This window comes from Pandoraea bronchicola, from assembly GCF_902459805.1.
GTDB classification, from domain to species: Bacteria; Pseudomonadota; Gammaproteobacteria; order Burkholderiales; family Burkholderiaceae; genus Pandoraea; species Pandoraea bronchicola.
Genome location: NZ_CABPST010000002.1, coordinates 499,367 through 515,072, shown reverse-complemented (window position 1 = coordinate 515,072; position 15,706 = coordinate 499,367). Strand labels below are relative to the sequence as shown.

Here is a 15,706-nt window from a genome sequence, read left to right as displayed (position 1 = left end):
GCTGGCGTGGCGTCAGGAGGGCGCGTGCTTGCGGATTCTTGCGGCGCGCTCGGCCAGCAGTTCGTCTGCCGGCACGCCGCGAAGGCGCTGTTCGATGTATTGCAGGTCGTGCTGAATTTGCGTTTCGAGCTTTTCCGCCTCACGCAATTCGCGACGCACTTGCGCGGTTCGCTCGCGCAACGTGCCGAGCTGCGAGTCAAGGGCGTCGCGAACGACCTGCAGATCTTCCTCGTTCATGCGCGATTTGCCGGATTCGACCAGGCGCATCGGGCGCTTGAGCATCTCCGTGATCGCGGCGATCGAGAAGCCGAGTGAGCGCATGCGCAGAATGCGCCCGAACGTTGCGACATCCGCCTCGGTGTACATGCGATAACGTCCGCCGCTGCGTGCCGGCACGACGAGATTCAGTTCCTCGTAATACTTCAGCGTGCGTGCCGTCACGCCAAGCGCTGCGGCGGCCTGACCGACGGTCAGCAGGTGAGTGCCACCGGGCGGCGTTTGCGTGGCTGAAGAGGCGGCGGGATCTGTGGGCATGGACGTGCCTCCGATCGGAAGATGAACCGAATGCTAGCACAACATGTACGTGAACGTATAGGTTTGGGTGCATCGCGAGGTCGATACTCGCGCATTGTGGAGACGGAAAAAAACATCGGCCCTGCCGGCGCTGACGAGGGAGCGTCTGTGCCGGCAGGGCCGAAGGCCGTTGCGGTTTGGCGGCGTCTCGGCGTGCCGTCAGCGCGCGGCCAGATTCGGGGCTGTCTCCCAGCGAATGGCGCGGACCCCCGGCGTATCGCCGAGCGTCGAGACAAGGTGGACGAGCACCGCGCGACGGCTGCGTTCACAACGCAGCACATAGTCGAGTTCGAGCAGGTAGCCCCCCGAGCGTTCGAGGCGGGTGGCCGTCTCTGGCATGAGCTTCTGGGAACGCAGGGCGTGGCGCACCTTGGCGTCGATGGCGTCCGCCTTCGAGGCAAGCGTGAGCACGACGAGCCGGTATTGCGGCGATGCGAGTCGATCGGCCGGCGTGGTGACGGGGTTCGACGCACTCGACGCGGGCGTCAGCCGGGCGCGGGCGCGATCGAACAGCGTAGGGATGAGCATGTGCAGCGTCATGGTGTCCTCCTGAATCAAGGGCCTGGGACGGCGGATGCCGGGGGCTTGGCGACGCACAGCGATGGGCTTCGCGCAGACTTCATGGTCGGTAAGGACGCACGAAGCGCGCACGACGCGCAAGACGATGCATGAATTCGACGCAAGCGTCGGCAGGCTTTGCACGCTGTGCGCTGCCGACGAATCGACGCAGCGTCAAACAGATGTGCCAAACGTGCCATGTTCCGGATGTGTGAACACATCCTTCAATCGCTGAACTGCGGTCAGGGGTGCGGAAAAACGGGATCGCCTCGTGAGCTCGCTGACGGCGCGAGGCCTTCAGGAATCGATGCGATCAATGCACTACCGCTGCGGCATGAAGACCGGCAGCGGCAGTCGGTGACGACTGCGGGTTACCGGGCCAACGCCTCGCCGGACATTGCCGACGCTTGCGTGCTACTAGAGCAACTGCCCACGGAAAACTCCGTCGTAATTGGAAAGACGTCAGTTTAGGGATTTGAGGCGCATTTGTAAAGAAAATGCCGGGATTTTGCGGCGTTTTGTCGCGAAATTGACGACATTTCTTCTGATTTTGATGTGTTTTTGTGATTTTTCGTCGGCTTTCCCCGGCCGCGGTCCGAATCGATGGCAACCGACGGTACTCAATCCGGCAGCACCTTGCCCGGATTCATCAGTCCGAGCGGGTCGAAGGCGGTTTTCAGCGTACGCATCAGTTTCAGTTCGACGGGAGACTTGTACTGTGCCGAGGCATCGCGCTTGAGTTGCCCGAGGCCGTGTTCCGCGCTGATGGTGCCGTGATGCGCATGCACGCTGTCGTGCACGGCGGCGGTCACACTCGTCTGATACTGACCGAGGAACGCGGCGGGATCGACGCCTTCGGGGGCCATGACGTTGTAGTGCAGATTCCCGTCGCCCAGATGACCGAATGTCACCATGCGTGCGCCGGGCGCAATGCGCTGAACGATCGGGTCGGTGGCCTCGATAAATGCGGGCACTTGTGATACCGGCACGGCGATGTCGTGTTTGATGTTGAGCCCCGTCGCCGACTGGGCGAGCGGGATGCTCTCGCGCAGATGCCAGAGCGCGTTCGATTGGGCGAGGCTGTTCGCGACGATGGCGTCGCGAACGATGCCGTGTTCGACGGCGGCGCTCAGCAGTCGCTCCAGCAGATCGCGGGCATGGGCCTCGCTCTCGTTGTCTGAGAGTTCAAGCAGCACGGCTTGTGCGCAGGGCTGGGCAAACGGGTAGCGCAGCTGCGGAAAAACCTGCGCCACGAGTTGGAGGCAAAAGGCCGACATCAACTCGAAGCCTGTCAGCAGCGGACCTGCCATGCGTTGCGCCAGATTCAGCAGCGCGAGGGCTTGTGCCGGGCTGTCGAGCGCGGCGAGCGCCGTCATGCGGGCGGCGGGTTGCGCGAAGAGTTTGAGCGTTGCGGCGGTAATCAGCCCGAGTGTGCCTTCCGCGCCGATGAACAAATCGCGCAGGTCGTAACCCGTGTTGTCCTTGCGCAGCCCGCGCAGTCCATCCCAAAGCTCGCCTTGCGGGGTGACCACTTCGAGTCCGAGGCATAGCTCCCGCGCGTTACCGTACCGCAAGACGGCGGTGCCGCCCGCATTCGTCGCAAGATTGCCGCCGATGGTGCAACTGCCTTCTGCCGCCAGGCTCAGCGGGAACAGCCGCTGCGCCGCTGCCGCCGCCGCCTGCACATTGGCCAGGAGGCAGCCGGCTTCGGCGGTCAATGTCATGTTCTCGGCGTCGACTTGCCGGATGCGGTCGAGACGACGCAGACTGATGACGACCTGATGCCCGCTCGTATCGGGGGTTGCGCCGCCAGCGAGGCCCGTGTTGCCGCCTTGCGGCACCATCGGCACGGCATGCGCGACACACAGACGCACGAGTGCGGCGACCTGCGCAGCGTCGGCAGGACGCAGCACAGCCAAGGCGTGCCCCGTGTAGCGCTTGCGCTGGTCGATGAGGTAGGCGTCGGTATCGGCGCTCTCGAGCAGAACGTGGTCGCGGCCCAGCAGGTCGCGACACGCAGTGAGAAAAGGAGCGTTGTTCATGGCAGAGGGGCTTCGCGCCGTTTGTGCAGTTTGCGATATCGCAACGTGGGGCGCCGATGAGGCACTGGGCTATCGTGCTGCTGCGGTATGGGCTTTCGCTGCCCGCTTGAATGGCCGCAGATAAAAGATCGTCGAGAGGAAAAACACAAGCGACAGTGCCGTCTCGATCCATGCGAGCGAGGCCGACGGGCCGGTATCCGACATGCCACGAACCACGCCTTCTGCAAGAAACAGCAGGATGAACATGCTCGACCACTGCAGCGTATAAAGATTGCCGCGCAACACGCCGCGTAACGGCAGCAGCAGGAGCAACGCCTTGAGTACCAGCCACGAGCCGCCGGGGCGCAGCGGTGCGAGCCACAATTCCCACGCAACCGACAGCGCAATCAACGCCAGCAGGCTGGCAATGCTCACCCGGCGCAGCGCCTGCGCGCCGTGCGGCGAGGCGGGCGTTCGGGGCGGCGTGTGCGCGTTGCGGGCATCGGCGCCTTGGGGCAGGTCGGGCGGTGTGGCAGTCATGGGCTTGTCTCGTAGGCCGGAACTACTGCGCAGGGGCGTGCTTCACGTGAATGGGGGGCGCAGATCCTTATTCTGCCAGCTTGGCGGCCGCGCGTGCGAGCCGTGCGCCGAGGGCTGACGCCAACTGACGTTCGTCAGCGGAGAGCGGGTTGCCGTCATGGGCGAAATGCGTGGCGCCGTAAGGCGAGCCGCCGGTGCGTGTGCTCGAGAGGGCGGGCTCCGTGTAGGGCAGGCCCATGAGCAACATGCCGTGGTGCAGCAACGGAATCATCATCGACAACAATGTGCTCTCCTGGCCGCCATGCAGGCTCGCGCTGGACGTAAACACGCAGGCCGGTTTCCCGGCAAGGGCTCCCGAGAGCCATTGCGGCGTCGTGCCGTCGAGAAAGTACTTCAGTGCGGCCGCCATGTTGCCGAAGCGCGTGGGTGACCCGAGCGCGAGTCCGGCGCACTCTTCGAGATCGCGCAGTTCGACGTATGGCGGACCGCTGTCCGGAATGTCCGGCGCGCTGGCTTCGCACACGGTCGAGACGGCGGGAACGGTGCGCACTCGTGCCTGCGCGCCGGGCACGCTGTCGATACCGGCTGCGATGCATTGGGCGAGCTGTGCGGTGGTGCCGTGACGGCTGTAGTACAGGACGAGAATTTCAGTCATGAAGTCGAATCGGCTGAGGCAAGGCGATAAACCCGCAGCAGCCTTGGGGCTTGGGTGAAAAGCGAGCGAAAAGTGCGGGTATTATAGGGCGTTCCTATTGGCGTAACGGCTTGGGCGAGCGCCTGCCGTGCCAGCGTACTGACTCAGGAGCCCGATTTGCTCAATCTGTCCCGCATCAACTGGAACAACGTTCGCCAACTGCTGAGATACGCGCTTGCGCGGGCTCAAGACGACCGGATTCCGCAAGTGGCGGGTAGTCTGACGTTCACCTCGATCCTGTCGATCGTGCCGCTCTTTGCCGTGACGTTCGCGCTGTTCACGGCCTTCCCGATTTTCAATTCGTTTCGCGACGCTTTGCAGGGGTTCCTGCTTGAGCATCTGATGCCCGAGAGCGTCAATGCGCAGATCTTCAACTACCTGAACCAGTTCGCGTCGAAGGCGAAAAGCCTGACGGCGTACGGTCTGATCGGCTTGCTGGTGACGGCCGTGCTCACGTTAATGACGATCGAATCGGCGTTCAATGTGATCTGGCGTGTGCCGCGTCCGCGGCCGCTTGCGCAGCGTCTGCTCATTTACTGGAGTCTGTTGACGCTCGGGCCGCTGCTGTTCGGCGTGAGCCTGTCGATCAGCTCGTATGTCTTCACGCAATCGATGTCGCTGGTGAGCACGCTGCCGCCTGCCGTGGCATCGCTGCTCAGCCTGATTCCGCTTGCGCTGACCAGCCTGACCTTCATGCTCATGTATCTCTACATGCCGAATTGCAAGGTGGATTGGCGTGACGCACTGGCCGGCGGCGTTGTGGCGGCGCTGGCTTTCGATTTGACCAAGCGCGGTTTCGGCATGTACATCCGCCAGTTCCCGACTTATACGGCGGTGTACGGTGCATTTGCGGCGGTGCCGATCTTCCTGCTCTGGATTTACCTGTCGTGGCTGGTAGCGCTGGTCGGCGCGACGATTACGTCTGCGCTGCCTGCGTTGCGCCTCGGCCATTTTCAATATCCCCGGTTTCCGGGAAGCGACCTGCTCGATGGTCTGACGCTCATCCATCTACTCAATCAGGATAGGGAGCAAGGTGGCAACGGACGCACGATGGCGCAATTGGCGAGCGAGATGCGCACAAGCCTCGATCATGCCGGCGACTTGCTCACACGGCTCGAGCGTATGGGCTGGGTCGGTCGGCTGACGATGCAGCCGCCGGCCGAACGTTGGTTGCTGCTTGCAAACCTGCATACGACGACACTGGCGCCACTGGTTGCGCAACTTGCGCTCAACGTCAACGAACTGGCACGGCAAATGGAGCGCCAGGCGCTCGATGGCGCACATGTCGCCGAGATGCTGCGCGAAGGCAGATGGGACGCGCCCCTCGCCGATGCATTACCGCGCGACGTCACCTCCGATGAAGACAGTGCCGGCGCGCCGGGCGAGGCTGAGGCAGGGCGCCGCGACGATCATGAGAGGCACGAAGGGCCTGGGGGCCGCCAGAACGCTAGAGCTTGATGCGCCCCAGGCAAATGTCCCGAAACATGACCCAGTCGCCCATCAAGCTGTAGAGCGGGTGGCGAAACGTGGCGGGCCGGTTCTTCTCAAAGAAGAAATGGCCCACCCACGCGAATGCATAGCCACAGACGACGCCGGCGAGCAACCACCACGGGTTGCCTGTCACGGCAAACGTCACCACCAAGGCGATCACGCCCCACGAGCCGACGAAATGCAGACGGCGGCAGACGGGGTTGCGGTGCTCACCGAGATAGAACGGGTAAAAGTCCGCAAACCGGTGAAACGTAGGTGCGGCATCGTGCGTCTCTCGCATGGCAAGCCTCCTCGTTGGCGAAGGTGACGGGCTCAGTGTCGCATGAATTTCACGAGGGCATCGAGCAGGGCGTCCGGCTGCTCCGTCATGATCGCGTGGCCCGCATTCACGAGCTCCACAGTGACTGGCGCGCCGGCCTCGCGCAGGGCGTCGAGCAGCGCTTGCGCTGCGCGGGGCGGCGTCATCTGATCGCGCTGTCCCAAGACTGCAAGCACCGGGCATCTGACGCGCGCGGCCGCCTCGCTCCCTTGATCGTAGCGATTGCATGCCTCGAAGTCGGTGAGAAACACCTTGGCGGGATTGCGCTGCGACACCCGTTCCATCAACCGTTGATTGCCGCCCCACGTCCAGAAACCCGGGCCGGGGGCGGAGGGTTTGGCAGCGAGCGTGCTGTGCGACCAGGCGTTGACAAGGGCGATGGCCTCGGGCTCACGCTCGGCAGCGGCGTTAAGCAGGACGTCCGAGACTTTCATGGGGTATGAGGTGCCCACGAGGGCAATGCGCGACACGCGCTCGGGATGACGGGCAGCGGCGTCGAGCGCAATCAGCGACCCCATGCTGTGTCCAACCCATGTGGCGTTGCCCACGCCGGCGGCGTCAAGCACGGCAACCACGCAGTCGGCCATTTCGCCAATCGTCTTCAGGGGCGCGCCCGTGCTGCGATGATGGCCCGGCAGATCAAGCGCGAGTACGTTCATACCGTGATGTGCAAGATATCGGCTCTGCAACCCCCACACACTGTGATCGTGCTGCGCGCCATGCAGAAAGACGACCGTTGGCTGCCCGGGATCGATCGACTTGCCGGCCGTGTACGCGTAGACGTTATTGCCTGCGATGTCGAAGTTCATCGGGCTGGCCCCTTGGATGACGATTTGACTGCAGCCTTCAGGCCGCGCTTGAGATCCTGAATCAGGTCGTCGGCATCTTCCAGGCCGATCGACAGGCGTACGGTGCCTTCCCCGATGCCGGCGGCTGCGAGTGCTGCGGCGTCCATACGGAAATGTGTCGTGGAGGCGGGATGAATGACGAGCGAGCGTGCATCTCCGACGTTGGCCAAATGGGAGAAGAGTTGCAACGACTCGATGAAGCGACGGCCTGCGGCACGGTCTGCGTTGAGGTTGAAGCTGAACACCGCGCCCGCGCCACGCGGCAGCAGACGTTTGGCCAATGCGTAATCGGGATGCGAAGGCAGCTCGGGATAGGCCACGCTCGCAACGGCCTCATGGCCCGCGAGAAACGCCACTACCCGGCGAGCATTGTCCACATGCCGGGCCATGCGCAGCGGCAGCGTTTCGATGCCTTGCAGCAGTTGCCACGCCGCCTGCGGATGCAGACAGGCGCCGAAGTCTCGCAGGCCTTCGCGCCGCGCGCGCAGCAGGAACGGCGCGACGGAATTCTCTTCCGAGAACACCATGCCGTGGAATCCGTCATACGGCTCGGTCAACTCGGGGAATTTGCCGCTTCTCTCAAAATCGAAGGTGCCGCCGTCGACCAGAACGCCGCCGATGGTCGTGCCGTGACCGCCGAGGAACTTGGTGGCGGAGTGATACACGAAATCGGCGCCATGATCGAAGGGTCGGATGAGCCAGGGCGTGGTGAACGTGCTATCGACCAGCAGGGGCACACCCGCGTCATGAGCGATTTGCGCGACTTGGGGAATGTCGAGAACGTCGAGCCCCGGGTTGCCGAGCGTCTCGCCAAAGAACAGCCGGGTTTCGGGACGCACAGCCGCGCGCCAGCCATCCAGATCGCCGGGGCGGACGAACGTGGTCTCGATGCCGAAACGGCGCAGCGTGTAATGCAGCAGATTGTGCGAGCCACCGTACAACGCGCCCGATGCCACAATGTGCGAGCCCGCACCCATCAGCGTGGCAATGGCCAGATGCAGCGCGGCTTGACCGCTCGCCGTCGCGATAGCGCCAGCGCCATTTTCCAATGCCGCCACGCGCTCTTCGAAGACGGCGTTGGTCGGGTTGGAAATGCGCGAGTAGACGTGCCCCGCGCGTTCCATGTTGAAGAGGGCAGCCGCCTGGTCGGCATCGGAGAAGACGAACGACGTGGTCTGATAGATCGGGGTGGCGCGCGCCCCGGTGGCCGGGTCGGGAGCCGCCCCGGCGTGCAGGGCGAGTGTGTCGAAGTGCGGTAGTGACATGTCGGAGAGGACCTCGCAGTTGGCTTGACGTTGACTGGCACTGACTTGTGATGCGGACTTTACGTATACGGCAATCCTAGCACCACCTTCGTGCGCGCCGACAGGCGTTGCAACCCGCATGAGGGAAATCGCGGTGCTGTCCGATGCGGGAGGTAAGGCAATGTCCGATCGCCGGTAAGGAATCGGCCGAAAACCCGCGTCATACGGACGTGTGCGCGTCTTGTGCCTTTCCTTTTCAGGCGCTTTCCGATAGCATCCGTCGAACATGTTCTAATAACTATTTACGCGGAGACAACGGCGCGCGCGCCAGTGTTCCGTCTCGCAAGCCGAAGTCTGGCAATACGTCCGGCGGCAGCGTTCCGCCACGGTTGCCCGAGCAACACAAAGAGGAGTGTGTGCCATGCGTGTGTCTGACATCCTGAAAGTAAAGGGCAACACCCTTTTCACCGTGACCCCGGAGACGTCGCTGGCCGATGCCGTCGACACGATGGCGGCGCACGACATCGGTTCGCTCGTCGTAATGGAGTACGGCGATCTCGTGGGCATGCTCACGTTCCGCGAAATCATCAATACGATCAGCAAGAACGGCGGCACCGTTGGCGGCTCCACGATTCGCAAGGTCATGGACGATCATCCGCTCACATGCACGCCAGAGACCGATGTGAACGAAGTACGGCGCATGATGCTCGAGCGTCATGCGCGTTATCTGCCGGTCATGGATAACCGCACGCTCATGGGTGTGATTTCCTTCTACGATGTGGCGCGCGCGGTCGTCGAGGAGCAATCCTTCGAAAACCGCATGCTCAAGGCCTACATTCGTGACTGGCCGGCCGAGGAAGCGGAAAACGCGAAGTGAGTGAGGCCAGCCAGCGCGGGGCACGCGGCGAGGGCCACCAATCACGTCTGCTGAAGGAACGGCGCTTCGCGCCGTTCTTTTGGACGCAGTTTCTGGGCGCGATGAACGACAACGTGTTCAAGATTGCGTTCACGTCGCTTGTCACCTACCACGCATCGCTTTTTCAGAACGTCGACGGTAAAACGGCGGCGTTCCTGATTTCGGCCATCTTCATTGCGCCGTTTCTCCTGTTTTCTGCGACCAGCGGCCAGATTGCCGACAAGTGGGACAAGGCGCGCCTGATCCGCTTCGTCAAGTCGCTGGAGATCGCCATCATGGCCGTAGGCGCGGCCGGCTTCGTCTGGGCTAGCGCGCCACTGCTGTTCGTGTGCACGTTTCTGATGGGGCTGCACTCCACGCTCTTCGGGCCGGTGAAGTATGCCTATCTGCCGCAGCATCTCGCGAATCACGAGTTGGTCGGCGGCAACGGCCTCGTTGAGATGGGCACGTTCGTAGCGATTCTGATCGGCACGATCATCGGGGGCGAGATTGCTGGCGCGGGGGCGGGGTCGCTGCCTTGGCTCGGCGGGGTTTGCCTTGGGCTCGCGTTGCTGGGCCGGCTGGTGTCGACGTGGGTGCCGCAAACGCCTGCGGCTCAGCCGGATCTGCGCATCAACTGGAATCCGTTCACCGAGACGTGGAGAAATCTGCGCATCGCGCGCGCGGACCGTGCGGTGTTCCAGAGTCTGCTTGGGATCTCCTGGCTTTGGTTCCTCGGCGCGACTTTTCTCGCATCGTTTTTCAACTTCGCGCATGACGTGTTGGGTGCCGACCCGGATGTCGTCACGCTGTTGCTCGCCATGTTTTCCATCGGTATCGGCATCGGATCGCTGCTGTGCGAGCGGCTCTCGGCCGGTAAGGTGGAAATCGGACTGGTGCCGTTCGGCTCGATCGGCATGACCGTGTTTGCCGTCGATCTGTATTTTGCCAGCCGGGGAGGTGCCAGCGGCGCCGCACTCCAGAGCGTCGGGCAATTCATTTCGCAACCGGCCCATTGGCGAATTCTGGCAGATCTGTTCCTGCTGGCGATGTTCGGTGGTTTCTATAGCGTACCGTTGTATGCGCTGATCCAGAGTCGCAGCAAGCCATCGCATCGCGCGCGCATCATCGCCGCGAACAATATTCTCAACGCATTGTTCATGGTCGTGTCCGCCCTCATGGCGATGGTGCTTACGAGAGCCGGGTTCAGCATAGACCAGTTGTATCTCGTCACCGGCATTCTCAATGCGCTGGTCGCGGTCTATCTCTACACGCTGCTCCCGGAATTCCTGATTCGTTTCGTGATGTGGATGCTGCTGCACACCGTCTATCGTATCGAGGTCAAAGGGGCAGACCAGATCCCGGACGAAGGGCCTTGCGTGCTGGTCTGCAATCACGTGAGCTTCGCCGACGCTGTGGTCATTGGTGCGTCGATCCGGCGGCCGGTTCGCTTCGTGATGGACCATCGGATTTTCCGCATTCCTGTGCTGTCGTGGTTCTTCCGAACGGTGAGAGCGATCCCGATTGCCCCCGCGCACGAGGACGCCGAGGGGCTCAACAAGGCTTACGAGCAAATCGCACAGGCGCTTGAGGCGGGGGAGGTCGTGTGTATCTTCCCTGAAGGGAAACTTACGGCGTCGGGTGACGTGCAGGCGTTTCGTCAGGGCGTACAGCGCATTATCGAGCGCAGCCCGGTGCCGGTCGTGCCGATGGCGCTGCGCGGGTTGTGGGGAAGCTTCTTCTCGCGGCATGGCGGCGCGGCGATGACGCGGCCATTCAAGCGCGGCATCCTGAACAGACTGGAGCTCGTCATTGGGGAGCCGGTCGCGCCGGCTCAGGCCACGCCGGAGGCGCTGCGCGACAAGGTGGTCAAGCTGCGTGGCCCATGGCCGGTCTGAATGCGGTCTGCGAAGAAGCACCGGCGCGGTCGGACTTCTCCGAGACGGCGTCCGAATGGCGCCTAAAATGCCGTCATTCGAACGTTTGACGTCATAGTGTGCCGCACAGGGCAGGGCGGTGCGGCGGGATCGCTGGCATAATAGGGCTTTCCCGTCTCACCCGAACCTGATCCCCGTATGGCTGGCAATACGCTTGGAACCCTGTTTACCGTCACCACTTTCGGCGAATCGCATGGCCCGGCCATTGGCTGCGTCATTGATGGTTGTCCACCGGGAATGGCGCTCACGGAAGCCGACATTCAAATGGAGTTGGATCGCCGCCGTCCCGGTACGTCGCGTCATGTCACGCAACGTAATGAACCGGACGCCGTCGAGATCCTCTCAGGGGTGTTCGAAGGTGTGACGACGGGCACGCCGATTGCGCTGCTCATCCGCAATACCGATCAGCGCAGCAAAGACTACGGCAACATTGTCCGGACGTTCCGTCCCGGACATGCCGACTACACCTATTTGCAAAAGTACGGCGTTCGCGATTATCGCGGCGGTGGCCGCTCGTCGGCACGGCTGACGGCGCCGGTCGTGGCGGCGGGCGCTGTCGCCAAGAAGTGGCTGGCCGAACGACACGGCGTGCAAGTGCGCGGTTGCATGACGCAGCTCGGTGACGTCGAGATTCCGCAAACCGACTGGTCGCAGGTGTCGCAGAATCCGTTCTTCGCGGCTAACGCGGAAGTCGTGGCGCAGCTCGAAACCTATATGGACGATCTTCGCAAGGCCGGGGACTCCGTCGGGGCGAAGCTGCGTGTTGTGGCGACCGGTGTTCCGGTTGGGCTGGGCGAGCCGCTGTTCGACCGCCTGGACGCGGATATTGCCCACGCGATGATGGGGCTGAATGCCGTTAAGGGCGTGGAGATCGGGGCCGGTTTCCGTAGCGTCACGCAAAAAGGAACGGAGCACGGCGACGAACTGACCCCGGAAGGCTTCGTCGGAAACAACGCCGGCGGCGTTCTGGGCGGCATTTCCACAGGGCAGGACATTGACGTCTCGATCGCGATCAAACCCACGTCGAGCATTCGCACGCCGCGTCGTTCGATCGATGTCGCGGGGCAGCCGTCGACGGTAGAGACTTTCGGTCGTCATGACCCCTGCGTGGGTATCCGCGCAACGCCGATTGCCGAAGCGTTGCTTGCGCTTGTACTGATCGATCATGTGCTGCGCCACCGTGCCCAGTGCGGCGACGTGCAGGTGAATACACCCGTCATCGCGGCGCGCGCACCCGAATGAAGATGCTGGACTGACGATTCGAGCGGCATCCGCCCGGGGCTATCAGTCAAGGCAAGGGCAAAACAAAAACGCCAGACCGATCGTCTGGCGTTTTTTTATGTCCTATTCCCGGCACTGGGTGATGGGGCGTTCGTCTCTGGCGGTGTAGAGCGTGCCTTGCGGCCCCTTGCTCCACCAGGCAAGTGTGGGGCCGACATGCTTTTCCCCACTTGCCGCTCGCGCTGGCTTGAGAATCTCGCGCTTGCCCATCCAGTACAGGGTGACATTGCCTTCGAGGTTGTGATCGTCATAGACGACCAGCGCGACATGCGTGTTGTCACATAGGTAGGACACCGACTTCGCTTGCACCGCACCGCACGTCAACACAACGGCGCTCGCCAGCGCGACACCCGACAGCCATACGGAAGTTCTCGACATCATGCCTCCTTGCCAATGGTGTTGATTCGAAGTCGCTATGACCGCGATCCGGTCAGCGGGTTGCGCGACCGCGTGTCGCGGACTGCCTGCAAATGAAAACCGCCGGACGAGCCGGCGGCAGTGCGACATTACATGTTCGGGTAGTTCGGCCCGCCACCGCCTTCCGGCGTGACCCACACGATGTTCTGCGTCGGGTCCTTGATGTCGCACGTCTTGCAGTGCACGCAGTTCTGCGCGTTGATTTGCAGACGTTCGGAGTCGTCGTCGTTCTTCACGAACTCGTACACCCCCGCCGGGCAATAACGCTGCTCCGGCCCCGCGTATTCGGCCAGATTGATGCCGACCGGCACGCTGGGATCCTTGAGCGTCAAGTGTGCCGGCTGGTTCTCTTCGTGGTTGGTGTTCGAGATGAAGACCGACGACAGACGGTCGAACGTGAGCTTGCCGTCCGGCTTCGGATAGACGATCGGCTGGCATTGCGCAGCCGGAAGCAGGCTTTCGTGATCGGCCTTCTTGCGGTGGATCGTCCAGGGCATCTTGCCGCCCAGCAGCTTTTGCTCGATGCCGGTCATGAGCGTGGCCACGGTCAGCCCCTTCTTGAACCACTGCTTGAAGTTGCGGGCCTTGTTCAGCTCTTCGTGCAGCCACGATTGTTCGAACGCTGCGGGATAGGCGACGAGTTCATCACGCTGACGCTCAGCGGCCAGTGCGTCGAAGGCGGCATCGGCGGCCATCATGCCGCTCTTGATGGCGGCGTGACTGCCCTTGATACGGCTCACGTTGAGGAAACCCGCCTCACAGCCGACCAGCGCGCCGCCCTTGAAGACGAGCTTCGGCAGCGCCAGCAGCCCGCCCGCCGTAATGGCGCGCGCGCCGTATGAGAGGCGCTTGCCACCTTCAAGGAAGTGACGGATCGACGGGTGCGTCTTGTAGCGCTGGAATTCCTCGAACGGCGACAGATACGGATTGCTGTAGTCGAGACCGACGATGAAACCCACGGCGACCTGATGGTTGGGCAAGTGATACAGGAACGAACCGCCGTAGGTCTGCGAATTGAGCGGCCAGCCGGCCGTGTGGATCACGAGGCCTTCCTTGTGCTTGGCCGGATCAATCTCCCACAATTCCTTGATGCCCAGACCATAAGCCTGCGGATCGCGACCTTCATCGAGGTTGAACTTGCGCATCAACTGGCGGCCAAGGCTGCCACGGGCACCTTCCGAGAAGATTGTGTACTTGGCATGCAGCTCCATGCCGAGCTGGAAGTTCTCGGTCGGTTCGCCGTCCTTGCCAACGCCCATGTTGCCGGTCGCCACGCCCATGACCGCGCCATTTTCGTCGTACAGGATCTCGGCGGCGGGGAAGCCCGGGAAGATCTCGACGCCCAGCGCTTCGGCTTGCTGGCCGAGCCAGCGCACGACGTTACCCAGGCTGATCACGTAATTTCCGTGATTCTGGAAGCAGGCCGGCAGCAGCCACGACGGGGTGGGGGTAGCGCCCGTCTCGTTCAGAAACAGGAAGCGATCCTCGACGACGGGGGTGTCGAGCGGTGCGCCGAGTTCCTTCCAGTTGGGAATGAGTTCGGTCAGTGCTCGCGGATCCATGACCGCACCCGACAGGATGTGGGCACCGATTTCCGAGCCTTTTTCCAGCACGCAAACGGAAATTTCCTTGCCTGCTTCCTGTGCACGTTGCTTCAAACGGATAGCCGTGGACAGGCCGGCCGGACCGCCGCCAACGACGACGACGTCATACTCCATCGACTCCCTCGGGCCGTACTGCTCAAGCAGCTTGGGATCCATTGATGCTCCTGTTATAAACGTTAGAATTCGTGGGTGCGGCCATTTTCCGGGAATGGAGAACACCTCGCAACCGCATATTAATAGCACGATCGTTCGGTTTGGTAGGTGAGAAGCTCTAGCGGCGCGCCTCGCGGTGGTGCCGTTTTTCAATGGGTGTCCGGGCTCGAGGGAGAAAACGATGGGGCGTTCGCTGAATCTGGAAGGCAAAGTGGCGATGGTGACGGGGGCATCGAGCGGACTCGGCATGCAGTTTGCCAAGGTGCTCGCTCAAGCCGGGGCCAAGGTGGTGCTTGCCAGCCGTCGGGTGGAGCGGCTCAAGGAGCTGCGTGCGGAGATCGAGTCGCAAGGCGGTGCGGCACACGTCGTTCCGCTGGACGTGACCGACTACGACAGCATTCGCGCTGGCGTGGCGCATGCCGAGACCGAGGCCGGCGCTATCGACATTCTGATCAACAACTCGGGGGTTTCGGCCCAGCAGCGGCTGGTCGATGTCACGCCTCAGGAATACGACTATGTCCTCGGCACCAACACGCGGGGCGCCTTCTTTGTGGCGCAGGAAGTCGCCAAGCGCATGATCCGGCGCGCCAAGGGCGATCCGCAGCGTCAGCACCGAATCATCAACGTGGCGTCGGTGGCAGGACAGCGCGCGATTCCCATGCTCGGCGTGTACTGCATCAGCAAAGCGGCGGTCATCCAGATGACGCGCGCAATGGCATTGGAATGGGGGCGCTTCAATATCAATGTCAACGCGCTGTGCCCGGGCTATATCGACACCGAGATCAATCATGAGCACTGGCAGACCGAGGCCGGTCGCAAGCTGATTCAGATGCTGCCGCGTCAGCGTGTGGGGGAGCCCAGCGATCTTGATGGGGTGATTCTCCTTCTGGCATCGGACGATTCCAGATTTATCAACGGCTCGATCATGACCATCGACGATGGTTTGGCGATTGCTTAAGCCTTGTCAGCGTGCTTTTCGTGATGATTCAGGCGATTGCGCAGGCCGGGCGCCGCGCGGCAATCGGGGATTGTCCGAGGCAGTCAGCATCGTGATGACGGGCGCATAATTTGCCGATGCTCACGGGGTCGTGAAGGGCGTTGTGCTGACGTCGGATCCCGAATCATCTTGAG

General features: G+C 62.5%; 15 protein-coding genes. 5 read left to right on the top strand and 10 right to left on the bottom strand.

All coding sequences use genetic code 11. The features are described 5' to 3' along the window. Positions 1-12: 12 nt before the first annotated feature. The 5 genes from PBR20603_RS06450 to wrbA form a co-directional block, all read right to left on the bottom strand. The gene (locus PBR20603_RS06450; protein ID WP_150558702.1) at positions 13-534 is read right to left on the bottom strand and encodes a MerR family transcriptional regulator; all 522 of its coding nucleotides are present in this window, start codon (positions 532-534) and stop codon (positions 13-15) included. A 198-nt stretch (positions 535-732) separates the two neighbouring features. Beyond that, positions 733-1,113, bottom strand: coding sequence for a hypothetical protein (locus PBR20603_RS06445; protein WP_150558701.1), 381 nt, complete (start codon positions 1,111-1,113; stop codon positions 733-735). Positions 1,114-1,751: 638 nt separating this feature from the next. Then, positions 1,752-3,173 carry an FAD-binding oxidoreductase gene (locus tag PBR20603_RS06440; protein WP_150558700.1) on the bottom strand — a complete coding sequence of 474 codons (1,422 nt, stop codon included), beginning with the start codon at positions 3,171-3,173 and terminating at the stop codon, positions 1,752-1,754. A gap of 69 nt (positions 3,174-3,242) precedes the next feature. Beyond that, positions 3,243-3,692, bottom strand: coding sequence for a DUF2069 domain-containing protein (locus PBR20603_RS06435; RefSeq protein ID WP_150558699.1), 450 nt, complete (start codon positions 3,690-3,692; stop codon positions 3,243-3,245). A 67-nt stretch (positions 3,693-3,759) separates the two neighbouring features. After that, positions 3,760-4,347, bottom strand: a complete 588-nt coding sequence (gene wrbA / locus PBR20603_RS06430; protein WP_150558698.1) for an NAD(P)H:quinone oxidoreductase — start codon at positions 4,345-4,347, stop codon at positions 3,760-3,762. Positions 4,348-4,503: 156 nt separating this feature from the next. Here wrbA and PBR20603_RS06425 point away from each other — a divergent pair, with 156 nt between their 5' ends. Then, a complete protein-coding gene (locus PBR20603_RS06425) occupies positions 4,504-5,844 on the top strand; it encodes a YihY family inner membrane protein (protein ID WP_246174421.1) in 1,341 nt (446 codons plus the stop codon). Here PBR20603_RS06425 and PBR20603_RS06420 read toward each other — a convergent pair. From PBR20603_RS06420 to PBR20603_RS06410, 3 genes are read right to left on the bottom strand one after another with little or no spacing between them, the layout of a single operon-like run. After that, the gene (locus PBR20603_RS06420; protein ID WP_150558697.1) at positions 5,834-6,157 is read right to left on the bottom strand and encodes an Mpo1-like protein; all 324 of its coding nucleotides are present in this window, start codon (positions 6,155-6,157) and stop codon (positions 5,834-5,836) included. The two genes, PBR20603_RS06425 and PBR20603_RS06420, sit on opposite strands and share 11 nt — an antisense overlap. A gap of 32 nt (positions 6,158-6,189) precedes the next feature. Then, the gene (locus tag PBR20603_RS06415) at positions 6,190-7,005 is read right to left on the bottom strand and encodes an alpha/beta fold hydrolase (RefSeq protein WP_150558696.1); all 816 of its coding nucleotides are present in this window, start codon (positions 7,003-7,005) and stop codon (positions 6,190-6,192) included. Next, entirely contained in the window at positions 7,002-8,309 is a 1,308-nt protein-coding gene (locus tag PBR20603_RS06410; protein WP_150558695.1) for an O-acetylhomoserine aminocarboxypropyltransferase, read from the bottom strand. Before PBR20603_RS06410 ends, PBR20603_RS06415 begins: the two co-directional genes overlap by 4 nt. Positions 8,310-8,709: 400 nt before the next feature. On the opposite strand from PBR20603_RS06410, the gene PBR20603_RS06405 reads away from it, so the two are divergent. The 3 genes from PBR20603_RS06405 to aroC all read left to right on the top strand — a co-directional run bounded on the left by PBR20603_RS06405 (position 8,710) and on the right by aroC (position 12,362). Beyond that, a complete protein-coding gene (locus PBR20603_RS06405; protein ID WP_150558694.1) occupies positions 8,710-9,165 on the top strand; it encodes a CBS domain-containing protein in 456 nt (151 codons plus the stop codon). Then, the gene (locus PBR20603_RS06400; RefSeq protein ID WP_150558693.1) at positions 9,162-11,081 is read left to right on the top strand and encodes an MFS transporter; all 1,920 of its coding nucleotides are present in this window, start codon (positions 9,162-9,164) and stop codon (positions 11,079-11,081) included. The genes PBR20603_RS06405 and PBR20603_RS06400 overlap by 4 nt, the downstream gene beginning before the upstream one ends. A gap of 177 nt (positions 11,082-11,258) precedes the next feature. Then, complete coding sequence (gene aroC / locus PBR20603_RS06395; RefSeq protein WP_150558692.1) at positions 11,259-12,362, top strand: chorismate synthase; 1,104 nt, start codon at positions 11,259-11,261, stop codon at positions 12,360-12,362. A 102-nt stretch (positions 12,363-12,464) separates the two neighbouring features. Here aroC and PBR20603_RS06390 read toward each other — a convergent pair whose 3' ends face one another. Then, positions 12,465-12,782, bottom strand: coding sequence for an MliC family protein (locus tag PBR20603_RS06390; RefSeq protein ID WP_174977798.1), 318 nt, complete (start codon positions 12,780-12,782; stop codon positions 12,465-12,467). A gap of 125 nt (positions 12,783-12,907) precedes the next feature. After that, complete coding sequence (locus tag PBR20603_RS06385; protein WP_150558690.1) at positions 12,908-14,578, bottom strand: electron transfer flavoprotein-ubiquinone oxidoreductase; 1,671 nt, start codon at positions 14,576-14,578, stop codon at positions 12,908-12,910. A 178-nt stretch (positions 14,579-14,756) separates the two neighbouring features. On the opposite strand from PBR20603_RS06385, the gene PBR20603_RS06380 reads away from it, so the two are divergent. Then, positions 14,757-15,533: an SDR family oxidoreductase gene (locus tag PBR20603_RS06380; RefSeq protein WP_150558689.1), complete on the top strand. Its 777-nt coding sequence runs from the start codon at positions 14,757-14,759 to the stop codon at positions 15,531-15,533. Positions 15,534-15,706 lie beyond the last annotated feature (173 nt).

Bases quoted from the DNA above. Each gene is read 5' to 3' on its own strand.
- PBR20603_RS06450 (WP_150558702.1), bottom strand. From the start codon at position 534: ATGCCCACAGATCCCGCCGCCTCTTCAGCCACGCAAACGCCGCCCGGT.
- aroC (WP_150558692.1), top strand. From the start codon at position 11,259: ATGGCTGGCAATACGCTTGGAACCCTGTTTACCGTCACCACTTTCGGC.
- PBR20603_RS06385 (WP_150558690.1), bottom strand. From the start codon at position 14,578: ATGGATCCCAAGCTGCTTGAGCAGTACGGCCCGAGGGAGTCGATGGAG.
- PBR20603_RS06415 (WP_150558696.1), bottom strand. From the start codon at position 7,005: ATGAACTTCGACATCGCAGGCAATAACGTCTACGCGTACACGGCCGGC.
- wrbA (WP_150558698.1), bottom strand. From the start codon at position 4,347: ATGACTGAAATTCTCGTCCTGTACTACAGCCGTCACGGCACCACCGCA.
- PBR20603_RS06435 (WP_150558699.1), bottom strand. From the start codon at position 3,692: ATGACTGCCACACCGCCCGACCTGCCCCAAGGCGCCGATGCCCGCAAC.
- PBR20603_RS06445 (WP_150558701.1), bottom strand. From the start codon at position 1,113: ATGACGCTGCACATGCTCATCCCTACGCTGTTCGATCGCGCCCGCGCC.
- PBR20603_RS06380 (WP_150558689.1), top strand. From the start codon at position 14,757: ATGGGGCGTTCGCTGAATCTGGAAGGCAAAGTGGCGATGGTGACGGGG.
- PBR20603_RS06440 (WP_150558700.1), bottom strand. From the start codon at position 3,173: ATGAACAACGCTCCTTTTCTCACTGCGTGTCGCGACCTGCTGGGCCGC.
- PBR20603_RS06390 (WP_174977798.1), bottom strand. From the start codon at position 12,782: ATGATGTCGAGAACTTCCGTATGGCTGTCGGGTGTCGCGCTGGCGAGC.
- PBR20603_RS06410 (WP_150558695.1), bottom strand. From the start codon at position 8,309: ATGTCACTACCGCACTTCGACACACTCGCCCTGCACGCCGGGGCGGCT.
- PBR20603_RS06420 (WP_150558697.1), bottom strand. From the start codon at position 6,157: ATGCGAGAGACGCACGATGCCGCACCTACGTTTCACCGGTTTGCGGAC.
- PBR20603_RS06405 (WP_150558694.1), top strand. From the start codon at position 8,710: ATGCGTGTGTCTGACATCCTGAAAGTAAAGGGCAACACCCTTTTCACC.